This is a genomic window from Mesoplasma sp. JKS002658, from assembly GCF_023566355.1.
GTDB classification, from domain to species: domain Bacteria; phylum Bacillota_I; class Bacilli_A; order Mycoplasmatales; family Mycoplasmataceae; genus Edwardiiplasma; species Edwardiiplasma whartonense.
Map to the genome: position 1 here is coordinate 127,203 of NZ_JAKNSW010000001.1, position 26,977 is coordinate 154,179.

Annotated in this window: 27 protein-coding genes and 3 tRNA genes; 26 read left to right on the forward strand and 4 right to left on the reverse strand. The window is 31.9% G+C overall.

Annotated elements, in window-relative coordinates:
- The first annotated feature begins 21 nt into the window (after positions 1-21).
- The 17 genes from LD125_RS00630 to LD125_RS00710 all read left to right on the forward strand — a co-directional run bounded on the left by LD125_RS00630 (position 22) and on the right by LD125_RS00710 (position 13,811).
- Entirely contained in the window at positions 22-687 is a 666-nt protein-coding gene (locus LD125_RS00630) for a M48 family metallopeptidase (RefSeq protein WP_250136897.1), read from the forward strand.
- An 89-nt stretch (positions 688-776) separates the two neighbouring features.
- Complete coding sequence (locus LD125_RS00635) at positions 777-1,604, forward strand: hypothetical protein (protein ID WP_250136896.1); 828 nt, start codon at positions 777-779, stop codon at positions 1,602-1,604.
- Positions 1,605-1,923: 319 nt separating this feature from the next.
- Positions 1,924-2,892 (forward strand): hypothetical protein, encoded by a 969-nt coding sequence (locus LD125_RS00640; RefSeq protein WP_250137598.1) that lies wholly within the window; start codon positions 1,924-1,926, stop codon positions 2,890-2,892.
- Positions 2,893-3,014: 122 nt separating this feature from the next.
- Positions 3,015-4,862: a translational GTPase TypA gene (gene typA, locus LD125_RS00645; RefSeq protein WP_250137597.1), complete on the forward strand. Its 1,848-nt coding sequence runs from the start codon at positions 3,015-3,017 to the stop codon at positions 4,860-4,862.
- 298 nt (positions 4,863-5,160) lie between these two features.
- Positions 5,161-7,014, forward strand: coding sequence for an ABC transporter ATP-binding protein (locus LD125_RS00650; RefSeq protein ID WP_250136893.1), 1,854 nt, complete (start codon positions 5,161-5,163; stop codon positions 7,012-7,014).
- Between the two features lie 153 nt (positions 7,015-7,167).
- Positions 7,168-8,526, forward strand: coding sequence for a phosphopyruvate hydratase (gene eno / locus LD125_RS00655; protein ID WP_250136892.1), 1,359 nt, complete (start codon positions 7,168-7,170; stop codon positions 8,524-8,526).
- A gap of 68 nt (positions 8,527-8,594) precedes the next feature.
- Positions 8,595-9,020: a Holliday junction resolvase RuvX gene (gene ruvX / locus LD125_RS00660; protein ID WP_250137283.1), complete on the forward strand. Its 426-nt coding sequence runs from the start codon at positions 8,595-8,597 to the stop codon at positions 9,018-9,020.
- 17 nt (positions 9,021-9,037) lie between these two features.
- Positions 9,038-9,616, forward strand: a complete 579-nt coding sequence (hpt, locus tag LD125_RS00665) for a hypoxanthine phosphoribosyltransferase (protein WP_374982230.1) — start codon at positions 9,038-9,040, stop codon at positions 9,614-9,616.
- On the forward strand, positions 9,585-10,049 hold the full coding sequence (coaD, locus tag LD125_RS00670) for a pantetheine-phosphate adenylyltransferase (protein WP_250136888.1): 465 nt from the start codon (positions 9,585-9,587) through the stop codon (positions 10,047-10,049). Before hpt ends, coaD begins: the two co-directional genes overlap by 32 nt.
- On the forward strand, positions 10,042-10,977 hold the full coding sequence (locus tag LD125_RS00675) for a DHH family phosphoesterase (protein ID WP_250137596.1): 936 nt from the start codon (positions 10,042-10,044) through the stop codon (positions 10,975-10,977). The genes coaD and LD125_RS00675 overlap by 8 nt, the downstream gene beginning before the upstream one ends.
- A 91-nt stretch (positions 10,978-11,068) precedes the next feature.
- Positions 11,069-11,144 (forward strand) — tRNA-His (locus LD125_RS00680).
- Positions 11,145-11,219: 75 nt separating this feature from the next.
- On the forward strand, positions 11,220-12,434 hold the full coding sequence (locus LD125_RS00685) for a hypothetical protein (protein WP_250137595.1): 1,215 nt from the start codon (positions 11,220-11,222) through the stop codon (positions 12,432-12,434).
- Positions 12,409-12,798 (forward strand): hypothetical protein, encoded by a 390-nt coding sequence (locus LD125_RS00690; protein ID WP_250136885.1) that lies wholly within the window; start codon positions 12,409-12,411, stop codon positions 12,796-12,798. The genes LD125_RS00685 and LD125_RS00690 overlap by 26 nt, the downstream gene beginning before the upstream one ends.
- Before the next feature lie 33 nt (positions 12,799-12,831).
- Complete coding sequence (locus tag LD125_RS00695) at positions 12,832-13,056, forward strand: acyl carrier protein (RefSeq protein ID WP_250136884.1); 225 nt, start codon at positions 12,832-12,834, stop codon at positions 13,054-13,056.
- Positions 13,057-13,059: 3 nt separating this feature from the next.
- On the forward strand, positions 13,060-13,533 hold the full coding sequence (locus tag LD125_RS00700) for a Fur family transcriptional regulator (protein WP_250136883.1): 474 nt from the start codon (positions 13,060-13,062) through the stop codon (positions 13,531-13,533).
- Between the two features lie 83 nt (positions 13,534-13,616).
- Positions 13,617-13,692, forward strand: a tRNA-Trp gene (locus LD125_RS00705).
- A 44-nt stretch (positions 13,693-13,736) separates the two neighbouring features.
- Positions 13,737-13,811: transfer RNA gene (locus tag LD125_RS00710), tRNA-Trp, on the forward strand.
- 48 nt (positions 13,812-13,859) lie between these two features.
- Here the strand turns inward: LD125_RS00710 and LD125_RS00715 are convergent.
- On the reverse strand, positions 13,860-14,714 hold the full coding sequence (locus tag LD125_RS00715) for a DegV family protein (RefSeq protein WP_250136882.1): 855 nt from the start codon (positions 14,712-14,714) through the stop codon (positions 13,860-13,862).
- A gap of 4 nt (positions 14,715-14,718) precedes the next feature.
- Positions 14,719-15,549 carry a DegV family protein gene (locus LD125_RS00720; protein ID WP_250136881.1) on the reverse strand — a complete coding sequence of 277 codons (831 nt, stop codon included), beginning with the start codon at positions 15,547-15,549 and terminating at the stop codon, positions 14,719-14,721.
- A gap of 127 nt (positions 15,550-15,676) precedes the next feature.
- On the opposite strand from LD125_RS00720, the gene ytpR reads away from it, so the two are divergent.
- The 8 genes from ytpR (at position 15,677) to LD125_RS00760 (ending at position 23,521) form a co-directional block, all read left to right on the forward strand.
- Complete coding sequence (gene ytpR / locus LD125_RS00725; RefSeq protein WP_250137594.1) at positions 15,677-16,270, forward strand: YtpR family tRNA-binding protein; 594 nt, start codon at positions 15,677-15,679, stop codon at positions 16,268-16,270.
- Between the two features lie 3 nt (positions 16,271-16,273).
- A complete protein-coding gene (locus LD125_RS00730; RefSeq protein WP_250137593.1) occupies positions 16,274-17,332 on the forward strand; it encodes a nicotinate phosphoribosyltransferase in 1,059 nt (352 codons plus the stop codon).
- A gap of 14 nt (positions 17,333-17,346) precedes the next feature.
- Complete coding sequence (gene tyrS, locus LD125_RS00735) at positions 17,347-18,612, forward strand: tyrosine--tRNA ligase (protein WP_250137277.1); 1,266 nt, start codon at positions 17,347-17,349, stop codon at positions 18,610-18,612.
- 386 nt (positions 18,613-18,998) lie between these two features.
- Positions 18,999-19,865 carry a SagB/ThcOx family dehydrogenase gene (locus tag LD125_RS00740; RefSeq protein ID WP_250137276.1) on the forward strand — a complete coding sequence of 289 codons (867 nt, stop codon included), beginning with the start codon at positions 18,999-19,001 and terminating at the stop codon, positions 19,863-19,865.
- Entirely contained in the window at positions 19,858-20,748 is an 891-nt protein-coding gene (locus tag LD125_RS00745; RefSeq protein WP_250137275.1) for a hypothetical protein, read from the forward strand. The genes LD125_RS00740 and LD125_RS00745 overlap by 8 nt, the downstream gene beginning before the upstream one ends.
- Entirely contained in the window at positions 20,738-22,090 is a 1,353-nt protein-coding gene (locus LD125_RS00750; protein WP_250137592.1) for a YcaO-like family protein, read from the forward strand. The genes LD125_RS00745 and LD125_RS00750 overlap by 11 nt, the downstream gene beginning before the upstream one ends.
- 2 nt (positions 22,091-22,092) lie before the next feature.
- Positions 22,093-22,782, forward strand: coding sequence for an ATP-binding cassette domain-containing protein (locus LD125_RS00755; protein WP_250137273.1), 690 nt, complete (start codon positions 22,093-22,095; stop codon positions 22,780-22,782).
- Entirely contained in the window at positions 22,772-23,521 is a 750-nt protein-coding gene (locus LD125_RS00760; protein ID WP_250137272.1) for an ABC transporter permease, read from the forward strand. Before LD125_RS00755 ends, LD125_RS00760 begins: the two co-directional genes overlap by 11 nt.
- Positions 23,522-23,918: 397 nt before the next feature.
- Here LD125_RS00760 and LD125_RS00765 read toward each other — a convergent pair whose 3' ends face one another.
- Both LD125_RS00765 and rpsD read right to left on the reverse strand, forming a co-directional pair.
- A complete protein-coding gene (locus LD125_RS00765; protein ID WP_250137271.1) occupies positions 23,919-24,152 on the reverse strand; it encodes an AbiJ-related protein in 234 nt (77 codons plus the stop codon).
- A 182-nt stretch (positions 24,153-24,334) separates the two neighbouring features.
- Positions 24,335-24,955, reverse strand: coding sequence for a 30S ribosomal protein S4 (gene rpsD / locus LD125_RS00770; protein WP_250137591.1), 621 nt, complete (start codon positions 24,953-24,955; stop codon positions 24,335-24,337).
- A 324-nt stretch (positions 24,956-25,279) separates the two neighbouring features.
- Here rpsD and LD125_RS00775 point away from each other — a divergent pair, with 324 nt between their 5' ends.
- Positions 25,280-26,974, forward strand: a complete 1,695-nt coding sequence (locus LD125_RS00775) for a hypothetical protein (protein WP_250137590.1) — start codon at positions 25,280-25,282, stop codon at positions 26,972-26,974.
- Positions 26,975-26,977: the final 3 nt, after the last annotated feature.

The window sequence follows — 26,977 nt, forward strand, 5'->3', positions numbered from 1 at the left end:
ACAAGTCAAGAATGCTTCGTGATGATTAACAACGAGGTGATTAAGTATTTTTGAAAGTTAAATCCGTACCAAAAAAAACTTATTCTCAAGATCCGCAAAGCAGAAATTTATGTTTCATCTCCGCCTTGAGTTGATGTGCAAAGTGTTGAAAATTTAATTAAGGCTAACTATCAAAAGATTAACCAGTTAAAAACTAAATTTGCAATTAATAATAAGTATGATTTATTCACCACAAACCCTTGAATCCTTGTTTTTGATCAGAGAGTTAATCTGGTTCTGGTCGAAGGAGACATTCGTCCAAAAATGGTTGAAAATCAAATTTATATCAAAAATTATCATGATCAAGACGAACAATTGAAAAAACTTTATAACTTTTTAGCACGTTATTATTACAATTGGTTTCTCAAACAAACTAAAAACCAAGCGGTACTGATGGATTTAACTTTTAAAAATTTAACTGTTAAAAATTTAGTGGGAAAGTGAGGTGCTTGTTATCCAGATCAAGCGAAGTTAATCTTCAATGCCAAACTTTTGCATTTCCCTATCGAAGTAATTAATTGTGTTGTTATTCATGAATTAGCTCACTTGGTTCACCCCAATCATTCGCGCTCATTTTGAAACTTAGTTTATCAATATCAGCCAGATTATCTTTTGATTACTAAAAATTTAAATGATTGAGGAATCTAAAATAATTTAAAATTTTAATTGTCTCATTTTAATACTTATATTTTAATCAATGTTAGAATAGAGAAAAAGATAACAGAGAGGCTATTAAAATGGCAAAACGAGCAGAGTATCTCAAGAACCTTTATGGTGAAATTGATAAAGAACTATATATTTTTAATAATTCAATCGAATACCAGGAAGTGGAAGAGTTAAAAGAAGTTACCAGATTGTGGGAAGCAAAAAATATTGATGGAATCAAAAATAAATTGGATCAACTGATCAATAATCGGGAAATTAGTTTTTTAATTCCTGATGATAGTGAGAGTGAAAGCTTTCGCGAAATTGGAATTATCCGCTTATATTGTTTATTTAGCATCGCGATTGAAATTATGGAAACTATTCCTCATATTCAAAAACAAGAAGTTTTTCAAAAATTGCAGTTGCGTTATCCTGACTTGGAAGTTGATTTTACTGAAATTGCTAGTCTAACCTTTGTGGCTTATAAATATATCAATACTTTTTATGGTTTGGTGAAAGAACTTGATATCCCCCGTCCTTTAAAAAATTTTTCCAACCATTTACTGATGAAAATGCAGGAGTTAAACAATAGTGAAAAGAGTATTGTTGATTTCTACATTAACCTTTATGATTTTTTTGAATATTGTAATACCTTTTTAGAACAAATGGAAAACCAAGAGTTTGATTGAACTCCAAAAGTGATTGAAAAGGCGAACAACTTTATGGGTTTGGTTTTTATTATGGAATCATTGATCTATTATTTCCTTCTATTTAAAGAAGATTATCTTGAAACTCAAGAAATTAAGAGTGGTGAAACTCTGCAAAACATTAAGTTTATTTCTGATAACCGCAATGATATTATTAGTGACTTAGAAACTATTCAAATGATTGATAATTATCAAGCAAATCAAAAAAAATAAGTTTTACTAAAGAAATGGTTTAACCAAAGTTAAATTCGTTTAAAAAGATAGAGACAAAAGTTCTTTTTTAGGAACTTTTGTCTCTTTTTAAAACTAAAATTAAATTTTTTTAGTTATTTCTGATATTATTTTTAAAAGCAGCGAAAGGAAAAATAAGTTTAAGCGAAAATGAAAGAAGATAATCTTTTTAAATAGTTATTAATAGCTAGTAGATAAAATACCCTGGTTGAATAGCAATGTTTTGCTTAAATCAGAATTAATTAAGGGAATAATTATTATCCCGCTCAAATATTATTTTTTACAGAATCGGAACAAAATTATGCGTTTATTAAAAAAGAATTCAAAACACATTTTAGCAGCAATCTTGCTTTCTTGTTTGGTATTATTCTTAGGTTTGGGTTTAGGCCTATCTGCGTTTGGAATGGGAATGGAAAGTCAACGTTTCATCAATAGTGTTGATGCAATGATTGACAAATACATTCCAGAAGGAAAGGTAGTTGTTAATGGTAGTGCTGAACCAATTGGTGGTTTTTCTGTCTATGATGCAGGAGTAGAAACCTTAAGAGAAGCTTACCAACAAGATGTACTTTCTACTTTAACTCAAGAACAATTAAACGACAAAACAGTCGTGAATTTCTTCACAGATTATGCTACTGATAGCTTTGAACATGACTGAAAAGCAAAGTACGAAGCTAAAGAAGATCTTGATGTTAACCAATTTTCTCATGCGTTGGTGCAATTTGATGTTAAAGTGGCAAAAGCATTTCACAATTATGCCTTTACTCACTCAGGATTGGGTTGAATTGGAAAAACAGGTACAGTTAGTCAACTTTTAAATAACGACTTCCCTACCAGTGCACTTTATCAAGAAGCCCACAAAAACGAAACAATTATTGATCAAACTGCTTATAAGAACGGAACGTATGTAGTTAACAATAAAGTTGCTTTCATTAACAGTCAAATTACAGGAATTGTCACAATTGCTGCTGACCCGACGTTAGGAACAGTGTTTAAAGATGCTCAAGAAACATTGAATGCTTTAACTACTGATGGAAAAAGTGCTGTGCAAATTTCTGGAAACGATTTATACCATCCAAACTTTACTGTGATGTATTATCAAACCAGAATTGGTGTGGTTTTCTTAATCATCTTGACTCCTTTATTTGGAATGTTGATGGTTCTTTATACTTTAATCAGTTATGAAGTCTTTTTAAGAATGAATTGAAGCAAGAACTTATTAAGCAAACTAAGAACCAACAAAACTCCACAAGCACCATCAATTGAATAAATTTTTCTAGAAAACCCAGATTAAATGAGTGAAAAACACTCATTTTTTTATTCTTAATATGTTAAAATCGTTAGGTTATTGTCTTTATGGGAAACTTTTAAAAAGGGGAAGGAAAGCAGAAAATGGACGCTAAAAAAATTATTAATATTGCCGTGATTGCTCACGTTGATGCAGGAAAATCTACTCTGGTTGATGGGTTATTAAGTCAAGCAGGAGTTTTTCGTGATAACCAACAAATTGATGCCCAAGTGATGGATAGTAATGATCAAGAACGTGAACGAGGAATTACAATCTATTCAAAGAACTGTGCAATCGAATACAAAGGAATTAAAATTAATATTGTTGATACTCCTGGTCATGCTGATTTTTCTTCAGAAGTGGAACGAATTATGAAAACTGTTGACACAGTGATTTTGTTAGTTGATAGCAGCGAAGGACCGATGCCTCAAACTCGTTTTGTAACTTCTAAAGCTTTAGAGTTGGGGTTACACCCAATCTTAATGATTAATAAGATTGATAAAAAAGACCAACGTGCTCAAGAAGTGGTTGATGAAGTTTTAGAGTTGTTTATGGAGTTAGATGCTACTGAATCACAACTAGATTTTCAGGTATTATACGGAATTGCTAAAGAAGGAATTGCTCAATTTAGTATGGAGAAATCCGCTCAAGACCTTTCACCTTTATTAGAGACGATTGTGACTCAAGTGGGTAGTTATGATACTAGTCTAAGTGCTAATCCAACCCAAATTCAAGTTTCATCGTTGGCTTATGATTCTTTTATTGGTCGTTTAGGAATTGGAAGAATTTATCAAGGAACAATTAAAACTGGACAAAGTGTTAGTGTAGCGCGTAATGATGGTTCGACTTATAATGGTAAAATTTCAAAACTTTTTGTTTACCAAGGTTTAAACCGGGTGGAAGTTCAAGAAGCTAGCGCTGGAGATATTGTTGTGGTCGCAGGATTAAGTGAAGTTTCAATTGGTGATACAATTGGCGAACTAAATAAAGTTGAAGCAATGGATCCGATTAAAATTGAACAACCCACGATGAGTATGAACTTTTTAGTCAATACTTCTCCATTTGCAGGGAGAGTAGGAAAGTTTGTTACTTCAAGAAACATTAAAGAACGTTTAGAAAAAGAATTAGAGGTTAATGTGGGGTTAAGAGTTGAACCTTTAGTTAATTCAGAAGTCGAAGGATTTAAGGTTTTGGGTCGTGGGGAATTACACCTTTCGGTTTTAATTGAACAAATGCGTCGCGAAGGTTTTGAACTAGGAATTTCTAAACCAGAAGTTATTTTGCACAAAGATTCTACTACTGGTGAAGTTTTCGAACCAATGGAAAAAGTAATTATTAACGTCCCTAGTGAATATTCTGGAACTGTAATTAATAAGTTAAATGTTCGCAAAGGAATGATGATTGACATGGATTCTGATGGGATTCGTGATCGAGTGGTTTACAATGTGCCGTTACGTGCGTTAATTGGTTTTCGCTCAGAATTTACCAACGATACCCACGGAGAAGGAATTTTAGTTCAATCTGCAAATGGTTTTGAACCTTACAAGGGTGAGATTGAATCTCGTCCTAACGGAGTGATGATTTCAATGGCTAATGGGGTTAGTGTTGCTTATGCGCTAAATAACTTAGAAGCTCGTGGAATCTTGTTTGTTGGACCACAAACTGAAGTTTATGAAGGAATGATTGTTGGTCAACATTCTCGAGGAAATGATTTAGATGTTAACCCAACAACAGGAAAGAAACTAACTAATACTCGTTCTAGTGGAACTGATGATGCAGTAAAATTAACTCCATTTAAAAAACTAACTCTAGAAGAAGCTTTGGAATTTATTGAGTGGGATGAATTGGTTGAAGTTACTCCTGATGACATTCGTTTACGCAAGAAATGATTAACAATTAATGAACGTAAACGTCACCGCAACGACCAAAAACGCGCGCTTGAAGATTTATAAAAAACAAGACTTGCTCGGAGAAGGAAAATCCTTACAATCATTTCAGAGATTAAATTTTTATTATGTTTGTTTGATTTCATTTGTGAAAGAAGAACAATTTAGAAGAGATTTTTACAACAATTACTTAAGCGGTAAGAATATTATTACTAACAGTAACAATAATTTAGTAAATTCATCATCTATTAGTGTTTCTTATTAAGGTGTATTTAAAAAAAGTGAGTTCAATTGGCGAACTCACTTTTTTATTGCTTATGTTCTTGGGTAATTTTTGCTACACTTTTACTAAGGAGGAAAAAGAATGTTTAAGAAAAAACAAAAAGTGCAGAACAATCATGCTGATGTTAATCAAACTTCAGCACCTCGGGTTACCTTTACCCAATCAATTGTGCACTATTATAAAAAAGAGCATTTGCTAGCTTCAATCACGATTCTCACTTCAATTCTCGGAGTTGTGGCCGCGGTGTTAAGTCCTTTATTAGTTAACCAAATGACAAAAGGAATTATGCTTGATGCAGTTCCTGCGATGCGGGATAATATCACTGGTTATTGGGGCGGAGAATGATGACTTTATATTATCATTAACGTTGCTTTACTTTTGATAAACATGATAGCGATGTTCACTTCGCAATATGCTGGGTTTTTATTAAGTAAACGAATCGAAATTAGTTTACGTGAACGAGCATTAGAAACTTTGGTAAAAGAAGACGTGTCTTATTATTCAGATAAGAAAATTGGAGAAATCTTAACTAAAATTATTTCTGATACTCAAATTGTGGGAGACCAAGCTTACCAAACCCCAACCACGATTATTCGAGCATCACTAACAGTTTTAGGATCATTTGTGATGATGTTTATCTTTAATTGAAAGATTTCTTTCATTGTTCTAGCAGCAATGATTTTAATTATGGTGACTTTACTTTCATCATTTAACTTAATTCGCAAAAGAGGAACTGCAGTCCGAGCAACAATTACTGACATCAACGGAGTTGTCACCGACCGAATTAATAACGTGCGTTTGATTAAATCATCAGGAACCGAAGCTCGAGAAATCAAAGGATTTGATGAAATTCATAAACGCTACTTTAGTATCAACAAACCCTTTGCTAAAGTTACAGCAATGATGGTGACAGTTCTATTTGGGGGGGTCAACGCCTTACAACTAATTACTATTGCTGCTAGTGCTGGGTTTTACCACTCAGGAGATGCTGCAGCAACTTTTTATGCAACAACCTTTGCTTCAATTTCTTTGGCTGAAGGATTGTTAGTGGGAGCAATTATGCAAACCTTGATGACCACAGTTAACTTGGCAAATGCAACTGTAGCTACTGGAAGAATCTTTGATACGATTAACGCTACTTCAATTCTTGACCCCCACTATGATGGGCAAGGAATCCAAATTGAAGCTGTCGCTGGTGATATTATCTTTAAAGATGTGGAATTTGAATATCCTGAAAAACCAGGCCGTGTTATTTTACCAACCTTTAACTTTACTTTCCATGAAGGAAAATCGTATGCGATTGTTGGTGAAACTGGGGCTGGTAAGTCAACAATTTCTAAGTTATTGTTACGATATTATGATCCTACTAAGGGGGATGTTTATATTAATGGGGATATTAACTTAAAAGATGTTAACCTTTCAAGTTATTTAGCACATGTGGGTTATGTAGAACAAGAACCCCAAATTCTGTATGGTGATGTTTTTGAAAACATTAAGTACGGAAAGTTTGATGCTAGTGAAGAAGAGGTAATTGCAGCGGCTAAAAAAGCTGATTTACACGATCTTGTCATGAGTTGACCAGATAAATATCAAACCGTGTTAGGAGAACGAGGAATGTTACTTTCTGGAGGACAAAAACAACGGTTAGTAATTGCGCGAATGTTTTTAAAAGATCCTGAATTACTGATTCTTGATGAAGCAACTTCTTCTTTGGATAACATCGTCGAACAAGAAATTCAAACTGAGTTGAACAAGTTGATGAAAGACCGGACAACAGTTTCAATTGCTCACCGTTTATCAACAATTAAAGGTGTTGATCAAATTATTGTTTTAGGTGCTAATGGAGCAGGAATTGTTCAACAAGGAACTTTTGAAGAACTTAAGAATACTCCGGGTCAATTCCAACGTTTATACAAGGCAGGATTAATGGATTAATCCTAAATTAGGCATTTTAACGGGTTTTACCCCGTTTTTTTCTTTTTATGTATGAAAATGAGGCCAAACCACTTTGTTGGGGATTTGAGGGATTATCTTTCTTTTAAATATGGTCTATAATACTTATATATACAAGAAAAGAGGAAATAAAACATGTCAAAAATTGTCAAAGTTTTAGGACGTCAAATTCTAGATTCACGTGGAACTCCAACTGTGGAAGTTGAGTTATGAACTGAATTTGGTGGTCACGGAATTGCTAAAGTTCCTTCTGGAGCGTCAACTGGTGCTAATGAGGCTTTAGAACTACGTGATGGTGGCGAAAAATATAACGGTAAAGCTGTTAGCAAAGCAGTAGAAAATGTTAATAAAAAAATTGCTCCAGCAGTAGTGGGAATGGAAGTTCGTGATCAATTGTCAATCGACCAAGCCATGATTAATTTAGATGGAACTGAATTTAAAAAGAACTTGGGGGCAAACGCAATGTTGGGAGTTTCTCTAGCTGCTGCTCGTGCTGCTGCTGATGAAATGGAAATGCCTTTATACAACTACTTAGGTGGACCAGGAGCACATAAATTACCAGTGCCAATGTTAAATGTAATTAACGGAGGAGAACACGCTGATTCAGCAATTGACTTCCAAGAATTTATGATTATGCCAGTGGGAGCACCAAGTTTTGGTGAAGCAATTCGTTGGTCTTCAGAAGTCTTTCAAGCTTTAAAATCAATCTTAAAAGAAAAAGGTGATATTACTGCTGTGGGAGATGAAGGAGGATTTGCGCCAAACTTTAAGTGAGCTTATCCAAAAGAAACTGCTGAAGCTTTCAAAAAGAAAATGCCTGTTGAAGTTGCTTTAGATATTTTAGTTGAAGCAGTAGAAAAAGCAGGGTACAAAACTGGGAAAGAAGGATTCATGTTTGCCATGGATGCTGCTGCTTCAGAACTATACTTTGAGGATAAAAAATACCACTTTAAGAAAATTGAAAAGATTACTGGTCAAGAATTTAGTATGACTTCAGTTGAGTTAAATAAATTCTTAGAAGACCTAACGAAGAAATATCCAATTGTTTCGATTGAAGATGGGTTTGACGAAGGAGATTGAGAAGGATTTAGCAAATTTAACCAGGAAGTTGGGAAAAATGTACAAAACGTGGGAGATGATTTGTACACTACTAACCCTAAATTCATTCGTGAAGGAATTCATAAAAATGCCACCAACTCCGTGTTGATTAAGTTAAACCAAATTGGAACTTTATCAGAAACAATTGAAGCAATTCAAATGACGCAAAAAAATAATTGGACTGCAATTGTTTCTCACCGTTCAGGAGAAACTGAAGATACGACTATCGCTGATTTAGCAGTTGCCTTTAACACTGGTCAAATTAAAACTGGATCAATGTCAAGATCTGATCGAATTGCTAAGTATAACCGTTTGTTAGAAATTGAAGACGAACTAGGGGTAAATGCAGTTTATGAAGGAGCAAAAACCTTCTACAACTTGGAATGAAATAAATAATTCCTAAGATTATTAAACAACCCTTTTGGGTTGTTTTTTCTCCTTAAAACAGTGATAATTAAAAGCATATGAACAAGTATTTAAGTATTGATTTGGGAAGTAAAACTCTAGGATTGGCTACCAGTCAAGGTGTGGTCGCTTCTCCTTCGCTCACCTTGAAATTTGAAGAGTGAAACTTTGAGCAAGCAAAAGAAAAATTGTTAGATTATTTATGAAAAAATCCGTGTGAAAAAATCATTATTGGTTATCCTAAAAACATGGATGGAAGTATTGGTGAACGAGCAGAAATGATTGACTATTTTATTGAATTATTTTTAGCAGATAATCCAAGATTTGAGACTTCAGACATTATTAAGGTCGATGAACGCCGAACAACAAAAATGGCTCGACAAATTATGATTGAAGCAAACTTGTCACGCGAGCAACAAAAACAAAAAAAAGATTCTTTAGCAGCTCAATTAATTTTAGAGCAATACCTAAATTCAATTAATTAAGAACGGAGTCAGTTATGATTAGTCAACAACACCCTTTAGTAAAAGAAATTAAGTTTACCAACCAACAAATTGTTAGAAAAACTCAAGAAGTTGCTCAAGAGGTTAGTCTTTTTTATCAAAAACAACCAAACATTAAAGAACATACGATTCTTATTTTAGGCTTGTTAAAAGGTTGTGTTCCTTTTTATGCCGAGTTTTTAAAGCACTTTGATTATGAGTGTGAAACTGATTTTATGGTAGTTTCTTCTTATAAGGGAACGATGAAAACTAGTGGTGAACCCAAGATTGTTTTAGATGTTAACACCACAATCAAAAATAAAGACATTTTGATTGTTGAAGATGTAATTGATAGTGGTTTGACCTTGAAATATATTAAAGCTTATTTGATGGCGAAAGGAGCTAACAGTGTAAGGATTGTGGCTTTAATTGATAAAAACAACCAAACCAGAGTACCAGGAATAAAGGCGGATTGATTTTGTTTTGGAATGGATGATGAATATATCATCGGGTTTGGTCTGGATTATCAAGAACGTTTAAGAAACCTACCTTACATTGGCACAATTGATGAAACCAAACTTAAAGATTGAAAATGATAGGGTAATTATGTTTCCTGGGAGTTTTGATCCCTTTCATTCTGGTCACCAAGTTTTAGTTGAAAAAGCCTTACAATTATTTGACCAAGTAGTGATTGTAGTTTCAAGAAATCCAGAAAAAACCTATCAACACTCAGGTCAAAGTCGTGTAGAGATGATTGAGACAATCTTTCAGACTAACCCACGAGTGAAAGTAATGCTCAACGAACATTACTTGACTGCGATTTTTGCCCAAATGCACCAAATTAACTATTGCTTGCGGGGATTTAGAAATGATGTTGACTTTGCTTATGAAGCCAAAATTGCTAGTTACAATAAGGTGTTAAATCCTCAATTAGAACTAGTTTACTTTTTTAGCCAACCCGATGATAAAAAAACTAGCTCAACTTTATTAAAAGAAATTAAGCAATATAAGAAGGAAAACAATTATGAATAGAGATTATCAAAAATTAGCAGACATAGTTAGTCAAAGCGACACGATTATTATTTATCGACGCGATAATCCTGATGGTAATGCTTATGGTTCACAGTTGGGTTTAAAAGAAATTATTAAGACTAATTTTCCTGATAAGAACGTTTATGCTGCTGGAGAGAATAGTGAATATCTCAACCCTTTAGGACGAATGGATAGTTATGATCCTGCTTTAATTTCTGCCTCGTTAGCAATTGTGGTGGATACACCAAGTAGTGATTGAATTGATGGTGATGATTGAAAAGAATGTGCTACAGTCATTAAAATTGATAATCATCCTGAAAAAGAGGTCTATGGTCAAGTTGATATTAACGACCAAAGTGTTTCGAGTTGTAGTGAATTAATCGCTAACATTGCTTTAAGTTTAAAGTGAATGTTAACTCCTGAAGCTGCTCAATGTTTATTGATTGGAATTTTAGAAGGAACAACTAACTTTCTCACCTCAGGGTTCAATAAGAAAACTTTTACCACTCTAGCTAAACTTGTGGAATTAAGTCCTAGTGCTCATGAAATTCTGAATCGCAGGGTTTATGCTTCGGTTGAAGAAAATAAACTAAAAGCTTATTTGGTTAACCATTTAAAGTCAACTTCTTTAAACACGACATGAGTTTTTTTACCTAACAAAGTGTTAAAACGCTATAACGTTGAACCTAATCGTGCCTCACAATTCAACTGATTATTACTCGATTTTGCTACTACTGAATTTTGTGTGATGTTTGTAGAATATGATGATAAAAGGATTCGCGCCCAATTCTCTTCAAAAACCCGACCAGTAAATATGTTTGCTGCCAAATACGGAGGGTGAGGAACTCGCCATGGAGCTGGTGCTTTTTTAAAGAATAAGAAACAAGCCCGCGAAATTTTAACCATTTTAGAAAGTGAAACTTTTTAAAGAAATAACGCTTAACTCCGCGCTTTTTGTTTGACAGAACGCTGAAAGAAAAGGTACAATTCTAGTGTTGAGTTTTCAACACTTTGAAATGGCGTTTGTGGCGAAGTGGTTAACGCATCGGGTTGTGGTTCCGACATACGGGGGTTCAATTCCCCTCAAACGCCCCATTTTAAAAATTATCTTCCTATTTTTGGGAAGTTTTTTTATTTCTCTCGTAAACCATAAACGGGAGGATAGAAAACATGAATATTAACCAGGTAATATCCAATCAAATGGCTAAAGATGACGTTCTGGCTAGTATTATAAATTACAACGATTCAGAGCAAGGATTATTATTAGCACCTAATTTTATGTTTGTAAATAAACCAACTACGATTGATAAACAAAGCTATTACAAGTTGATTGTTTGGTTTGAGTTAATTGCAAACAATAACCAAGTTGATTGAACAAAACTACCACGAGCCATTCTCTTAACTAATTTAAGTTTTACTTTATTTAAACGAGAAAATAGTGGGCTAGTTTCTATTGATTATGCTACTAAGCAACCATCAGCATTGATGGAACAACTTTTCCTCAAATATGATGATAATAACCACCGCATTGAAATCAAACACCAAGATTTTTTCGAATACAAAATTCCATCAACTTTAATCGATCCTAGTTCAAATGATTTTTTGTTTAATTTAGAGTATCAGTCAACTAGTAAAATCGGCTTAACTAATAATTATGGGGTTGGGTTTAATAAGGGGTTTTTAAATATTAAAACAGCGACAGAAACAATTAGAGACAATAACTTTGTTTCTAACCAAGTAGTGGCTTGTCTAAGCAGAGACACCACTACCAAGCAAGAAAACGTCTTTTATCCTTTGTTAAGGAAGACTATTTCATTAAAAGCTAATTTCGTGCAGACTCGGATGAGAAGTGATGATCCACTTTTGGGATTCACAATTGATACCACAGAAGAATGACCACCTTTTTTAGCAGAGCTTGTTGATTTAAAAAACATCTTATGGGACATACGCAATAGCCTTGTTGGTGATGAAATAGTGGTTGGCCAACTAAAAATTATTGGTAGTGATGAATGGAAAAATTATTATAACTTCGATGAAGTTAATTATGATTTTCAAGATAAAAGAATCCTCAGACTTGCTGATCATTTTGATTATGATTATAACTTGCAAAAAATTGTCAAAACTAGTAGTGGTGATGTGCTTTTTTCTAGTGAATTTAATCAAACTTTGTTAATTAATTTATTATTATTTGGCAAGCCTTTTACTTATAAAATTTTAATTAATAATCATGAACCAATAATTAATTATGATTATCAAGAACTTGATTTAATTGATTATGTCACTTATCAACCACAAGATTTCTTCTTGTCATCATCATTCACATACGAAATATTTACCACCAAATTAAGGGCGATTCTTGATGAACAAAGCAAAAATTGTCGCTAAAATTCTCTTGGCACTAATTGTGCTTTCAAGTATTGGTGGAGGAGGATATTTAATTTATCAATTTAGCAGGCAGCATCCAAATCTTTATTATGAAGATGATGAAACTACGAAACATAATTTTGAACAACTAAAATTTACTGCTAGAGAAACACAACAATTATTAAGAGTAGAAAATCAAAATTATTATTTTGATTTAGTTAATTTTCAATATTTGTTTTTAATGAAACTGAAAACAAGCTATCGGGAATTATTAGCTAAAACCATTACTTTTTCAACTGAAAATCAAAAACAGCCCAAAGTAATTCGGGCAAAAATTCACTTAAATGACCAAAATGAATTAAATTGAAAGTATAGTATAATCTAATTTAGATAAAAAAATTCATCCTGGAGGTTACAAATGGATTACACACAAGAAATCATTAAAGAATTAAAAAAACACGGTGCAAAAGGTGATCTTAATGAGAATACCATCTTAACTGCTGTTGGAATTGATTCTTTAGATTTGATGGATATGGTGATTGATTTAGAAGACAGATTGGAAATTTCTGTACCAGATGAGGAATTACAAAATTTTAAAACAATAGGAGAATTGAATCAACTAATTATTAAGTTGAAACAATAAAACATGGGTGAAGCGATAACTAAAGCACAAGAAAAACTTTATGAGTCTATTACGCAAAAATTAAAACAACAAAATATTAAGTTAACTCAGGTACGAAAAGCAATTATTAAAATTTTAATTCGTTTAGACCATCCCACTGCACCAATGATTGTTGATGAGTTAAAAAAAGATAATCACCTAATCAATGTTGCGAGTGTTTATAATACTCTCAATGTTTTGTTAGATTATCATGTGGTTAGTGCCAATACCTTTAATGGTAAGCAAATTTGTTATGAAATTGTTGCTCCCAATCTGATTCACTTTTCTTGTATCAAGTGTAATCAACTTTATCATGTTGATGCAACTAAGTTTGAACAAATCGCTGATAACCAGTTAATTACTCTTGGTGCATCAATTAATTTTTTAATGGATCATTTTAAAATTGAGTGTCACGGGGTTTGTGAAAATTGTGTAATTAAACAAGAAATGGGTCAGTAGCTTTCTTTGGAGTTAAAGGCCTTTTTCTTCTTTTTTTTGCAAAAAAGTAGCGAGATTTAGGTATAATTTTAAGGTTGAGACCTAGGGGTATAGTTCAGTTGGTAGAACATCGGTCTTCAAAACCGAGTGTCGCGAGTTCGAGTCTTGCTACCCCTGCCATGATGATTTTCAGTCTTCGCACTTCAATGGGTGCGATTTTTTATAGGGGTGTAGTTCAGTGGTAGAACGACGGTCTCCAAAACCGTGCGCTGAGGGTTCGATTCCTTTCACCCCTGCCAAAGTAAAAAATAAAAATACCCCATGGGGTATTTTTTTATTATGATTAATTAATATTTCTTGACAGAAATAAAACCGATTGTATTTACTCCAGCATGAGCGGTGTACATTGCAGGAATTTCTTCGTTTTCGTAGGCAACCTTTTCTTTTTCAAGAACTTCAATCGCTGCTTGTTTGATTTTTTCATCAGTTAAGGGAGTGGTGACAAAAATCAGTTTATATTCTGTATTATCGTATTTTTCTTTAATTGTACTAATTGCAGTTTTAGAAACCGAACCAATTGTACGACCAAAAGCTTGTTTTTTTGGTTTTGCTTCTCATTTAATTAATACTTTAGTTTTGAAGACGTTCAGAATTGTTTGAATAATCCCGACCGCTCTTCCACCACGAGCTAACTTTTTCAAATCTCCAGGAACAATCCCTAAATACATTTCTTCTTCATAAGTTTTTAAGAAATCTTCGATTGCTTCAATGGAATTTAAGGTTCCATTTTTGATTTGTTGGTCTAAGACTAAAGCGCATTCTTTAATTCCGTTTGCAGCCATTGAGTGTTCGATCACTTTAACTTTGTTGGCAAATTCTTTGGCAACCATTAAAGAAGTTTGGTACATTGAAGATAGATTACCAGGGATTGGCAAGTGAATAATATAATCATATGTTTTAAGCATTTCTTCATATTTTGCTTGTAACTCACCTGGACTCGCTTGGCTAGTTCTCACATTTTCTCCATCAGCAACACGTTGATAGAAGTTAGTTTCTATTAAGTTTTGGGGGGTATCAATGATGTCGGTTTCATCTTCAAAAATGATATGCAAAGGAAGTAGGGCGATAGCTGTATTTTCATAAAGTTGAAAATCATCTCCTGCAGCTGTATCAATTAAGATTCCGATTTTTTGGTTATTCATTAAACTATTCCTTTCATCCAATAATTGAGAAAGCGTCTCTTCCAGTATGAGCAGCAATTACGTTAGTAAGTTCTGATTCAATTCCGATTTCTAAGCCTTCTTTTTCAATAATTTGTTTCACTAATTCAACATTTTCTTCAGCAGTTCGAGAATAAGTTAAGTCAACCACTTCTAAATCTCTAATTTCTTTTTTAATTGCTTGGACAGCTTCGGCGACTGCTTTTTTAAAGGTTCTGGTTGTGAATGCTTTATCAATTGTTCCATCATAAGTTAAAACAGGGACAATTTTTAAAATTTTTGCTAAATTAGCAGCTGCTGGAGTAATTCTTCCTCCACGTTTTAAAGTTTCTAAATTTTTTGGAATGATAAATCCATAAAAATTCTCTGATTCTTGCTTAACTAATTCAAGAATTTCAAAACCAGTTTTATTTTGACTAATCCAACTGGCAATCTTTTTTACAATGTGTTGTTGAACAATGCTCACTCCGTTAGTATCAGTGACAAATACTCTGCCTCTGTAGCGTTCTTCAGTTTCACTTAAAACTCGATAATTACTAAATTGACTGCTTAAACCTTTAGAAATGAAGGCACAAATGATTTGGTCATAATCTTTTAAAAGGTGATCTCACATTTTAATCATGTCTCCTGGACTTGTTTGACTAGTTTTTAATTGTTGATTTTTTAACAATTCGTAGAATTCGTTTTTGTTAAAACTACTATCATCTTTGATTTCTTTTCCATCTTCAGTAATAATCATTAGCGGAATTAAATAAAGATCCTTATAATCTTTTAATTTTCCATCATAGGATGAATCAGTTAAAATAGCAATTTTCATTCGTAATGCCCTCCATAACGATACTAAAACAATTCTATAATGTTTGATATAATGATATCAGTAAAAAGAGATTCTATTTGTTTTATATTCAATAGATTTTATAACAAAAACGAAAACGGGTGCGAAGATGTACGGAATTTATTACAATCAGCTGTTTGATGTGTTAATGGTAGTCAAGAAAAACGAACCTTCACAATTAATCGATATCAAGGGTGATGTTGTCTTGCTTGGTGGTAAAAATGATGAAATTAATGGGATAAATATTTTTAAGGTTTCTCAAGATTTGCATCCAATTAAAGCTTTTAATTCTTTTGAACCTGAAGTGCTTGATTACGTTAAGACAAAACTAGCAGATCATTTTTTGTTTGTTCAAAGTTCGCAATTTGTAGTTGGCAAAGTTTTGGTGTGTGAAGATATTGAGGGAACTCATTTACATTTGTGTCAGGTTGATCTAGGAACCAGAGTGGAACAAATTGTTTGTGGAGCGGCTAATATTGCTATTGACCAGTTGGTAGTAGTGGCGTTAAATGGTGCTTGAATGCCTAATGGTGAACAAATTGTGCCTTCAAAATTGAGAGGATATGAATCTAATGGAATGATTTGTAGCCAAAAGGAACTGGGTTTAGAAAATGATGATTTTAACCAAACTGGAATTGTTGTTTTGCCCCCAATGTTTGAAAATAAAGTGGGTCAAGATTTTTTCAAGGAGTCAGAAGCATAATTCATGAAAAACTATCAATTTGATGCCCAGGTTAAAAAGGGTTATTATTTAGCAGATTATTTTAAAAAAACTGTTAAGATTGTTGAAAAATATAAAAGTGATGCTGTGGTAACAATGCAGTTCTTTCAACGCAAGGAAAATACTGTTGTATGTGGAATTAAACAAGTTTTGGCTTTGATTAAGTTTGCTTGTCCTAACTATTTAACTTTAAAAATTGAAGCTCTTGATGATGGGATGGTTGTTCAACCCTTAGAGCCGGTTTTAAAAATTACTGGTCATTACCAAGATTTTGGTTTTTTAGAAGGAATGATTGATGGAATTCTTGCCCGCAATTCTTCGATTGCGACCAATAGTGCTCGGGTAATTGCGGTGGTTGGATCCCAAAGAGCCTTAAATATGAACGATCGTGCTGATTTATATCTTAACCAACCCTTTGATGGCTATGCATCGTATGTGGGTGGTTTTCGCCAGTTTGTCAGTGAGGCGGCCTTGGAATTAATTGATGATGAAACTGTTAAACAGCCAAGTGGAACAATGCCCCATGCTTTAATTCAAATTTTTGATGGTGACGTCTTAGAAGCTACCAAAGCTTTTCATGAAACTTTTCCAGATAATAGACTGGTTGCGTTAGTGGACTATCATAATGATTGTGTTAATGATGCTTTAAAGGTTGCTCGTTATTTTAAAGAGAAGTTGTTTGCAATTCGTTTAGATACTGCTGCTAATTTAGTTGATCAAACCTTGAGTAAGACTAAAGACCAATATCCAGAGGATGCGAAGTTAAATGGTGTTAGTGAATATCTCGTGGTGGCCGTTCGTGAAGCTTTAAATCAAGAAGGATTCAATCATGTAAAGATTATTGTTTCTTCTGGATTCAATGCTGAAAAAATTGCTGATTTTGAACAAAAAAAGATTCCAGTGGATCTCTATGGTATTGGTGAAGCTTTGGTGAAAGTTAATATTGGTTTTACTGGTGATAATGTTGCTTTGAATGGTCAAGGACAAGCAAAATTTGGTCGTGAAGAACACGAAAACAAACGCTTAAAAGCATGAAAATGATAAATAAAGGAGAGCTAATGGATACTAAACAATCAAGTATTATTGATGAGTTAACGTGAAGGGGTTTGGTTAAACAATATACTAGTCTTGAACGAATTACGTCTGCACAACAAAATAAAGCTGGCGTTTATTGTGGTTTTGACCCCACTGCTGATTCTTTGCATGTTGGTCATTTAATTCCCATCACTTTGTTAAAACGTTTTAAATTATTTGGTTTTGACCCAATTGCTTTAATTGGGGGAGGGACAGGGATGATTGGTGATCCTTCGTTTAAATCCCAGGAACGAGTGTTGCAAACTGCCCAACAAGTAAAAGTTAATACTGATGCGATTACTAAGCAATTAAAAGGAATCATTCCTGAAGTTAAGTTTGCTAACAACTATGATTGGTTGAAAGAATTAACCTTATTAAATTTTTTGCGTGATATTGGTAAGGATTTTACTCTTGCTTACCTTTTAAACAAAGAGTCAATTAAAACTCGGATTGAAACTGGTTTAAGTGTGACAGAATTTTCTTACACAATTCTTCAAGCTTATGACTTCTACCAACTTTATCAAAACTATAATTGTCAAGTCCAGATTGGTGGTTCTGACCAGTGGGGAAACATTACTTCAGGAACTGATTTAATTGGAGCAAAAGTGGGTCGCGACCAAACTAAAGCTGCAGGGTTAACCATTAACTTGTTAACTAAAAAAGATGGGAAAAAATTTGGCAAGACCGAATCAGGAGCGGTATGATTAGATGCTCAGAAAACCAGTGTTTATGAGTTCTATCAGTTTTGATTTAACCAAGATGATCTTGATGCTTATCAAATGTTAAAGTTTTTTACCTTCTTAAGTCAAAGTGAAATTGAAGATTTAAAAACAAAGGCTGATGCTCAACCACAATTACGTTTAATGCAAGTCAAACTTGCAGAAGAAATGACTTTATTTGTTCATCATGAACAAGGATTAAAATCAGCTCAAAATATTACTAATGCTTTCTTTAATGGCGATTTAAAAAACTTAAATGACGAGGAATTGAAAGTTGTCTTTCATTCAATTCCTTCAGGAAGAATTTCTTCTGGAAGTTTTTTGATTGATGGTTTAGTCACTTCTAAAGCGGCTGGTTCTAAACGAGAAGCTCGAGAATTTCTTCAATCTGGAGCGATTAGTATTAATGGTGAAGTTATTAATGATGAGAACTTTGTCTTAAGTACTGATTTGGCTTTAAACCACCAATACTTGTTTATTAAACGTGGGAAAAGAAAGTTCTTTGGACTTGATTTAAAAACTAGAAAGTAAATCAACTTTCTAGTTTTTTTATTAAAGTTTCAAGATTAAATTAGCACATTATAACTCTTTTTTATTTTCAAAGAGCAGAGCAGACCGAGTTTTTGAAAAAGACTGGTAAATAAAATTTTTAATTTAGAAAAGTTTTATTATAAATAGGAAGGGAGGTCTTCTTATGCTCAACGAAATTTCTATTGAAAAAGACTTTTTTGTTATTCGCAGTAACAATAGTTCTTTTTCTGATTCTAAATATAAAGACGGTATGCTTTTAGGAAGTTGCTGCTGCTGCTGCAGTTGCTGCCCATGTTGCTGTTGTGCATTATAGAAATAAACTAGCACATATTTCCGCCATAGAATCGTTTGTTAAGATTTTGTGGTGTTTTTAAAAAGGAGAGAGAATGAAAAAAGAAGATGAAATAAAAACGAGTTTTTCATTTAACATGGGAAATCAATTTGTCTCGAAATATCCGAAGCAGACACTTGTAAAGAATAATTTTGCTCATGAAAATAATTTATATTATAAAAATGATGATGGTCTATTGATGGATCTTTATTTTCGTAATTATAAAACAAACTTGAATGAGACTGATTTTAGTGTATCAATTGCTAGCTTTTTTAGTGAAGCGGCAAAGATGAGTTTAAAATATCGCTTTTTAGAAGAAGCAACAGAAAAATGTATTAAATTAGACAAAGTAAACGAAGAATTGAAATCTTTAGACTTTTGTTTGAAGAACAGAAAAAGTCAAAGACAATTTGGTAAAGGTTTTATGTCTTTCAAAAAGATTTCTTCGATATTTAGTTACCTTTTCTCAGCTACTTATGGAGAACATTTAAGTTATCCTTCGGGAGGTGGTTTGTACCCAATAAAAATATTTATCTATGCAAATAAGGTAGAAAAAATAGAAAAAGGTTTTTATCAATATCAACCTTATGGTCACTCTTTGAAATTAATTCAAAATGAAGATTTAAATATCGATAATTTAATTATTCTACCAAGTGCTGATAATAACTTTAGTTTTCTTTTATTTTATGTTTATGATTCTAATGTTAATAAATATAAATACGGGGATATTGCGGGAATTTTTGGCGCAATTGAAGTTGGATCTATGTTACAAAATGTTGATTTGCTAGGTGCAGCGTTGAATTATGGAACTTGTAATTTAGGTAGTTATACAACAGAAGCTGTCTTAAAAAAGTTAAAACTAAATAATTACTTTGGGATTTATTTACTAAATTCATCAGTTATAGGAGAGAACAATGATTAATGTTTTATTAGACAAATCTACAAATATAAAATTCTTTGATGATAGTATTTCTATTACCAAGGGTATCTTTAATTATTACAAGATAATAATAAATAAGAAAGATTTAAAGAAAGAACTTTTTTTGGAATTGACAGACAAGTTAAAAAGATTAAGTTATGGAGAATCGGTAACAATAAGAGAGCAAGAGGATGAAAATCCTATTGATTCGTTTTTAAAGAGACTGAGAGAATATTCCCTTGCATTTTCTTTGCAAGAACCTTTTGTTCCTGAATTGGTTTTAACTGATTTCAAACAAAAAGAAGTTTTACTTGATAAATTTCAATTTTTAGAAAATGATAATTCAAAAATTCTAGATTTGGCTGAGTTTATGTTTGATAATAATGAATGCAAAAATTTGTTAGTTTTATTGGATTCCTTTTCAATTCAAAAATTAAAACAAATTAATGAGTATTGTTTTAAAAATAACATTCGCTGATTACTGGGTTTTAAAGATGGTGATTATCTTCATGCCTTGTATATTGATAAAAACTTTACAGGATGTTTCAATTGTTTTTATGAAAGAATTGTTTCGAGAATTGAGGATAAAGAAAATTTAAGAAATTTTGATCAATTAGAAGAAAAAACTAATTTTGAAGAGTGTGTTTCTGATTTTAATTTACTGAGTTCTTTGATAAATAATCTTATCATTAGAAGTAGAGAATACAACGCTTTACTGATCGAAAGCAAGGTGCTTTCAATCTATTTACCGACTTTTGAATTTCATGTTGATAAATTACTTAAAATTTCTTTTTGCGAAACTTGTGGTTTTATTTCCAGACAACAATCAAAAGAAATGAATATAAATATGAAAAGAGCAATTGAGGAAATTATCAATGAAAAATAGTATTTACGAGTTTGAAGGCGAAGAGTTTTTAAAATATGATCTTATTGGTTCTGCTAATGTAGGAATTGTCTCAGGATATTTTTTAAATTCATGAATTGAAACAGATATGCCTAAATTTGAAGTTTTATCAGCAGATATACCCAAATATTCTCGAAAAATTTTTAAAGATGAAAGAAATATAAAATTTCATATCAGCGGTTATGATGAAAAGTTTTTAAATGCCTTTCGAAGATTAAATGGGGAAACTGTTGAACGGTATGCGTCTATCATGGCACATACTTTGGTTGATGAAACTAAATTAATTTACAGTTCTATCAAAGAATTAAAAAATAACAAAAAAGATTTTTTGTCAGCAGATTTTATTAATGTTTATTCTGATAAGAAAATCCAGGAAATTTGCTTGAATGTTAAAGGATATTCTGATTCTGCTTTTAATGAAGAAACTTTGGTTTGATGAGTTGAACTAGAAAACTTACTTGATAAAAAGCAGGTTTATGTTCCTGCTCAAATGTTTTTTATCGGTTTTCCTTCGGAAAATCGAAATGAAAAAAAGTTTCTGGCTTCTGTATCGACAGGAACAGCTTCTCATAATAATTATCCTAATTCGCTTTTTAATTCACTGGTTGAATTAATTCAAATTCATAATTTTAATTTAAATTGGTATTACGGATGTAAGAGCAAAAGAATAATCATTGATGACTTTCAAATGCTAAATTGAATCAAGGAAATTTTAACTAATGTCAATGAAGTTGAATTGGAATATGTTTTATATCAAGATCAAATAAGTGATCTTTGTATCGTTGGTTGTTTTGCTTATACAAAAGATAAAAAGTTTCCAGCAATAAGTTTTGGTATTCAAGCTTCAACTGATGCTACCGAGGCTATCAAGCGGGCTACTTTAGAATGTTTGTCTGTTTTTGTGTCAAGTTATTATAGTTTTATCTTCCAAAGTGATAGTCACTACTTTAAAAACGAACATGTAAATTTTTTTGCAAATCTTGATGACAACGTTTTGTTGTATGCTGATGCTAAGAATTACGTTAAAAATAAAATTGAGATAGATAAGAGAATTGAAGGAGAAATTTCTTTGCGCGATTTACAAAGAAAATGAGGGAGAAAAAATAACGATAAGAAAGAAGAAGTTAAAATGTTATTTAAATCTTTGAAAGAAAAAGAAGTCGATGTTTATGCGATGGATATCACTCCTCCTGAAATAAAAAATATCACAGTAGTTACTAGATTATGGAGTCCTCAACTCTTTCCGGTTTTTTTACCTTCCATGCCTTATGAAAAAAGTAGTTTAATAAAAAATGTTTTTTATTATCCCCATCCGTTAGCTTAAATATGTTTGAAATTAAAATTACTAATCTTGTTAAAAAATATGGTAAAAAACCAGTTTTGAAGATTAATTCTTTAAATTTTCAAGAAGGTGAAGTTGTTGGTATTATTGGTAAAAATGGGAGTGGGAAAACTACTTTAGCAGAAGTTATTTTAGGAACAAAAAGTAAGACTAGTGGAGAAATTAATTATTCAATTGAAAATTTAAGGAAAAATGCAGTTTTTCAAGAAACCAGTTTTGATGATGAAGTTAATTTAAAACATAATTATCTTTTTTACAAAAAATTGTTTGATGATCAAGGAAAAGCGAAAAATAAAATTTCTCAAGAAGATGACTTTAAAAAATATGGTCTTACCGGTTTAGAAAAACATAAATTTTCAACCCTATCTGGGGGGCAAAAACAACGTTTTAAAATTATGATTGCGATGGCAAATAATCCCCAAGTTATTCTTTTTGATGAAGTTAGTAACTCTTTGGATTTAAAAACTAAGAAATGATTTGAAGAAACTTTGGCAAGGAAAAAAACTAGCGGAGAAGCGATTATTTTTGTAATTTCTCATGATCCTGCCGAGTTAATAAAATTGTGTACAAGAATTATAAAAATCGATCAACAAGAAATTGTTTATGATCAAGAAATTTTGAAAAATAAGTTAAATGAACAAAAATTAGCGAGGTTGATGGAAGATGAAAGCTAAAGTGCCCCAAATTTTTCAACTTAGTTTCTATAAATTTATCAAAAATCCGTGATCGCTTATTTTTGGAATTGTCTTTCCAATTGTATGAACAATTATTGTCGGGGAGCTTTGAGGTAGTTCTCAAGTTTCTGATGCTAAACATATTTCGGTAATGGACTTTTTATTTCCCGCTGTAATCATGATGATGATTTTAACTTTCAGTTTGTCATCAATCCCGATTGTTTTAACATCGGATCGAATCAATAAACGGGTCAAGCAACTTTCATTAGCTAATGTTTCAAAGCACCAGTATCTTTTTGGGATTGCTTTGTTTAATTATTGTTTTTTCTTAGCAATTTTTTTAGTTTGTTGAATTATTGCTTCAAGTGCTTTTAATCTTGTTGATAGTTATCAAATGATTTTAACTGTACTGTTTTGACCAGTAATTATTTTTTCAATTCATTTTTTAATTGCGATTTTAATTAGTAATTTTTCAAAAACCAATACCACCGCAGTTTTTGCTACTTTTGTTATTCTTTACTTTTTATTACTTGTTTCTGGAGCTACCATTCCTTCTTATATCTTTGGTGATTGATTCAAATATCTGCAGTATCTTACCCCTTCTGGTTGTGGAATCTTGATCATGACTGCTTGTGCAAATGGGTTAAAACAAACAACAATGTTTCCAGCTTATCTCATTCTTGCTGGATATGGTGGGGTACTTGGTTATTTTGCATTAAAGTTTTTTTCTTGAGAATAAGCGAGTTTTTGCTGAGTTTGACTTTTATCTGCTTCAGTTAAATAGTAAAAGACTATAATAACAGTACAAATAAAAGGGCTCGTTTTAATACATAATGTTTTTTGAAATTAGGATCTTTAAAACTAAAAACTTGTGCATAAGAACCTTCTCCAATCAGTTTGAGACTAAGATATTTTGAATTATTCAATGTTTCCATTAAGATTGAATTGATTGGTTTTCAACCACATTTTACTTTTTCACCAAGTTTATCTTTTTCATATATTTCATATCCACATTGATTCAATAAAACATTTATTTTTTCCAAGTAATATTTTCAGTTCTGTTTTTCGTTTCTTACTGAGGGTGAGGGGTTAAAGGAATAGACAACGAATTCTAAAAGTTTTTCATCAGCAAAGACCTAATCCCCATTTTTATCCCAATCAGAAGGAAAACTTATTGTATGTCTAAAAATATCATCATATGCATTTTTTCCTCTGTACATTCCCTTCATTTCTTTTAATGGGTATAACTCATTCAAAAAATGAATTAATTCTCCTTTTCCGAAATAGTTAAAATCGCGAGGATATCAATCCCCGTTTCCTTTAAGAAGATTAATAATCTCCCTTTTGTAATCTCTATCAATTTGTTTCATTTTACTACACCTGTATGTTCACCTTTATCTAGAGTATCTATCTATTCAAATAGCCATGAAGATTTCCCTCTCCATAATACAAAAAACTAAGTAAAGTGAAAGAGTCAAATAGGTTAATTTTTATGATTGGTATAAAAAACCAGAAAGTTAATCCTTTCTGGTTTTAAGTTTAATTTAAATGATTATTTAATTAAACGGTTGTATCATTCAACGACTAAAGCTTCGTTAATTTCTTGGTTTAATTCTTGTCTTTGTGGTAAACGAACAAAAGTTCCTTTGAAAGCTGACTTTTCAACTTTAACAAATTCTACAGTTGCTTCGTTGTTTTGTAAAGCTTCAATGATTTTGTCATTTTTTTGCATTGATGCTTTGATTTCAACAACATCATCCGGTTTTAATTGATATGAAGGAATATCAATTTTCTTTCCGTTAACTAAAACATGACCATGGTTAACTAGTTGACGTGCACCACTACGAGTCATTGCAAATCCTAAACGGAAAACAATGTTGTCTAATCTTGATTCTAGTAAACCAAGGAAGTTTTCCCCTAAGATTCCTTCACGAACTTTTTTAGCTTTTGAGAAAGTATTTCTAAATTGACGTTCGCTCAATCCGTACATGAATTTTACTTTTTGTTTTTCTTGCAATTGTGATCCATAACCACTTAGTTTGCTGCGACGAGCACCGTGTTGTCCAGGAGCACTACTACGTTTTTTCCCTTTAGAAAATTCTTTCCCGTTTTCAAGAATTGAAAAACCATAACGACGAGACTTTTTGAATGTTGAACCTGTATATCTTGACATGTCCAAAATCTCCCTTTATTAATTTTTTAATGGTTATCAAAATAATCTTTAACAAATCCTATCAATGAGAGTCTTATCATTCGCTTTTACTGCTAAAAGTTACGACTAATTAAAATATAAGACAGATCAAGAGATATATTTATCTGCAGTATTATCAAAATAACTCCTTAATTATACCAAGTTATTTTTGATTTCTAATCTTGGTTTTCACGATATTATTTCTTTTTTGGTTGAAAAATAGGTTGTTTTAACCAAAAGAACTTGGTTTTTCTATTATTTCATTTTGGTATAATTAATAGAAAGATAAAAAAGGATTATAATAAGTTGTTTTTAGCTAATAGTAGAAATTTAGTCACGAATTTAAGCACTGATCACATCATTGCTTTAACTTTTTTTTGTTTTTTTCTTTTGAGTTTAATTGTTGCGACCATTTTGTTTTTTATTTATCGCCAACAAGTAAAAAAAGCTTATGCTATTGATCAGTTAATTGAAATTATTTATCGTCATCCTGCTTATAAAATGTTGTTATGATTTAACGAAGTTAATCATCAAAACCAGAATAACTTCGAAATTGAGTTTAAGGCGGCTTCTGGTGAATATCTTAATTTGTTATTTAACCAAACCTCATCGCTAATTGAAGAGTTTGTTGAGCTCACTGCTGATAGTTCTGCTTTTAGTTTACGGATTAAAAATCGGAAAAAAACTAAAGAGTTGAAGGAAAATCTTGGTTTAATCAAAGCAAAATTAGACGCTTTAAGTCACGGTATTAATACCTTTTTCAAATTAGAAGCCAACCTAAGAGATGATGCAATTATTTTGCATGAGCAAATTAATCTTTTAGAACAAATGTATCAACATAATCTTGAAACTCACGGGCAAAACTTGAACTTGGATCAAGATGTTTTCCAAACAAAACTGACTGATCTCTATCACCAATTAACAACTTTTGAAATGTTGATCAAAACTGGGGGTTATTTAAATGCTCAAACAACATTGAAAAAACTTAGTTTAGCAATTAACAAGTTATCTTTTTTAGTAAGTGAATATCCAGTAGTTAATCAATATTTGAAATTTGATTTAGAAAGTTCTTGGAACCAAATTATTAATGAAAATAATTTTAGTAATAACCAAGAAATTAAGTCACGGGTTTTAGTTTTAAAAGAGAATGTTGAAAATTTGATTAATGAGGCTAATTTAGATTTAGAGCAATTAGAAATTCGTGTTGCTAAAACCAAAATTGATGAAGTGATTGATTTAATTGTTAAGTATAAGAAAACATTGGCATACGAAGAAAAAATCAAGGTTTATTTAACTGATCATTTGGATGAATTTAATGACTTGGTGCAACAAATTGAGTTGATTTTAGCAGAATTTAAAAGTGATGATAAAAAACGTGGTTTGAATTCACGAAAAAGTTTTTTAGGCTCACTTAATAAGATTGAGGCAATTCTTGCTAAAGTTGATTCAGGAACAAATTATTTAAAAATGAAGAATTCTTTACAAGTTCAACTCGAAGTGTTGAGTGAAAATCTTGTTGTGCTAGAACAATCTAAACCAAACTTTGCCAAAATCGAAGAAGATTACCGTCAGTATTTGGATTTAAATTTTGAAGCCAAACATTTAATTCGTAGTGTTGAGTTACTTATCAAAGAAGGTGAATGATTACCTTCGGTTCAAAAGAAACGTTATCAACAAGAATTGAATTTGTTAAAAGAATTTCTGGTTAAAAAAGAATATTTAAGTTTGGAAGAGTATCAACAAAATATCACTAATGAAAGTTTGAGAAAAGAATTAAATAGTAGTTTATCAGATTTATTAATTAAGCTGATAACGCTTGGTTCTGAGATAAAATATAGACATCAGCTTTACCGAATTGCTTCAGCAATTATTCCCCTAGTTGATGCTAATGTGGAGAAAAAAGAAGTTGATGAGATGAAGACTAAGATTGTTGAGTGGTATGGGCAAAAAAACTACCAAGCAATCGTAGCAGAATTCATTGAGAAGAAAAATTTATTTTAAGAG